Source organism: Nocardia carnea, assembly GCF_029868325.1.
Lineage (GTDB): Bacteria > Actinomycetota > Actinomycetes > Mycobacteriales > Mycobacteriaceae > Nocardia > Nocardia carnea_C.
In genome coordinates this window covers 1-2170 of the sequence record NZ_JARWNW010000225.1, presented here as the reverse complement: position 1 = coordinate 2170, position 2170 = coordinate 1, and the positions used below count along the sequence as shown (strand labels likewise).

Annotated in this window: 1 protein-coding gene; it reads right to left on the bottom strand. The window is 70.6% G+C overall.

Annotated features, from left to right (window positions below):
• Positions 1–896 precede the first annotated feature (896 nt).
• Complete coding sequence (locus QH196_RS18655; RefSeq protein WP_280417080.1) at positions 897–1949, bottom strand: NAD(P)-dependent alcohol dehydrogenase; 1053 nt, start codon at positions 1947–1949, stop codon at positions 897–899.
• Between the last annotated feature and the right edge of the window lie 221 nt (positions 1950–2170).

Sequence of the window (2170 nt, the reverse complement as noted above, 5' to 3'; positions counted from 1 at the left end):
CCGCGCGCGCGCGCGGCTGCTCCGCCCGGGCGCGGCGGCGCGCCGCGCGCGCCCCCCCCCCCCCCCCCCCCCCCCCCCCCCCCCCCCCCCCCCCCCCCCCCCCCCCCCCCCCCCGCCAAGGGGGGCCGAAACCCGCGCCCCCCCACGGGGGGGCCAAAAACACAAGGGGCGCGGTTGTCGGCCCCGGGGCGGGGCCCCGGCCCCGGCGGCCGGGGGGCGGCGGCGGCGCGCCCCCCTCGCGCTGCGCGCCCCCCCCCCCCGGGCCCCGCCCCCCCCCCGGCCCCGCCCCCCCCCCCCCCCCCCCCCCCCCGGGCCGAAACCTTGCAGGGCCTCGTAAGACTCGGCGGCGCCGCTGGGCGCGTTCGGATCGGGCGAAGCCATGGCTCAAGTGTCTCCCAAGTCGGCGGGCGCCGGGAGGATTTATTCGGTCGAGCCGCACGACTACCTGCGGGTGGAGAAGTTATCCACAGGCTTCCCCAGTTATCCACAGGGTGGGTGACGGCTGGGCACAACCTGCGGGCTGACCTGTGGATTCGTTATCCAGACGCCGCCCGCGGTCACGCCTGCGTCACAGCGGCGGGCCGCCGGTGCACGGCAACGGCGGCCGAAACAACCCGCTGACAGGTCGTTTTGCCGTTCGGAAAGCAAGAAAAAGCCGGGGCGGAAATCGCGCCCCGGCCGTTATCCATCGGTCATCGAATCAATAGATTCACGGTATCGGCCATCGAATGCCCTCGGAAATCCATCCACAACTGTGCCCGCCCATCCACAAGCCCGGCGGGGTTTTCCACAGGCTTCTCCACATGTGGAGAAAGGCCTCCGTGGAGAAGCTCGCATTGTTCGACAGCGGTCGATCCAGACGCCCGGGGCGGGCCGAATTCACCCCGGGCAGGGCATCATATGGTCGCGGTATCGATCACGAATCGGTACCGCACATCGCTGGCCACAACCCGCTCATAGGCGCCGTCGATCTCGTCCGCGGAAATAACCTCGATTTCCGCACCGATTCCGTGAGCGGCGCAGAAATTCAGCATCTCCTGTGTTTGCGCGATACCGCCGATCATCGAACCCGCCAGCGACCGCCGCCGCCCGGCCAGTACCTTCGGCTGCACCGTCAGCGACTGCTCCGGCAGCCCCAGCACGACGAGCGTGCCGTCCAGGCGCAGCAGTTTCATATAGTCGTTGATCGGCAGATCGGCGGAAACGGTGTTGATGATCAGGTCGAAGTGACTGCGCAGATCCCGGAAGATCTGTTTATCGCTGGTGGCGTAGTAGTGCTGGGCGCCGAATCGTTTCCCGTCTTCCTGTTTGCTCAGGGAATGGCTGAGAACCGTCACCTCGGCACCGAGCGCCGCGGCAATCTTCACGGCCATATGCCCGAGACCACCCATACCGATAACCGCGACCCGCTTACCCGGCCCGGCCCCCCAATGCCGCAGCGGCGAATACACGGTGATCCCGGCGCACAGCAGCGGCGCAGCGACCGACAGATCGATACCCTCCGGAATTCCGAGCACGAAGTTCTCGGTCACCACGATCTGAGTGGCGTAACCGCCCAGGGTGTGCCCGCCGGGCTGCACCTCTTCGGGAACGCGACTGTTGTAGGTCATCACAGCACCGCGCAGGCAGTACTGTTCCTCCTCTTGGAGACACGGTTCGCACACCCCGCAGGAATCGACCATACAACCGACACCGACCCGGTCACCGACCTGATGACGGCTCACCGCCGACCCGACCGCCGCCACCGTACCGGCGATTTCGTGCCCCGGAACGCACGGATATCCGGCCCCGCCCCATTCGTTGCGCGCGGTATGGATATCGGAATGGCAGATCCCGGCGTAGGCGATATCGATCAGCACATCATGCGGCCCCAGTTCCCGGCGCTCGATGGTGACCTTCTCGAACGCGGAATCGGGCCCGGCCATGGCATACGCGGCAACACTACTCATGCTGTAATTTTGGCGGGGGGGGGGGGGGGCCGCCGGGGGTTAGGCACCACAAGGGGGGGGGGGGGGGGGGGGGGGGGGGGGGGGGGGGGGGGGGGGGGGGGGGGGGGGGGGGGGGGGGGGGGGGGGGGGAGGGGGGGGGGGGGGGGGGGGGGGGGGGGGGGGGGGGGGGGGGGGGGGGGGGGGGGGGGGGGGGGGGGGGGGGGGGGGGGGGGGGGGGGGGG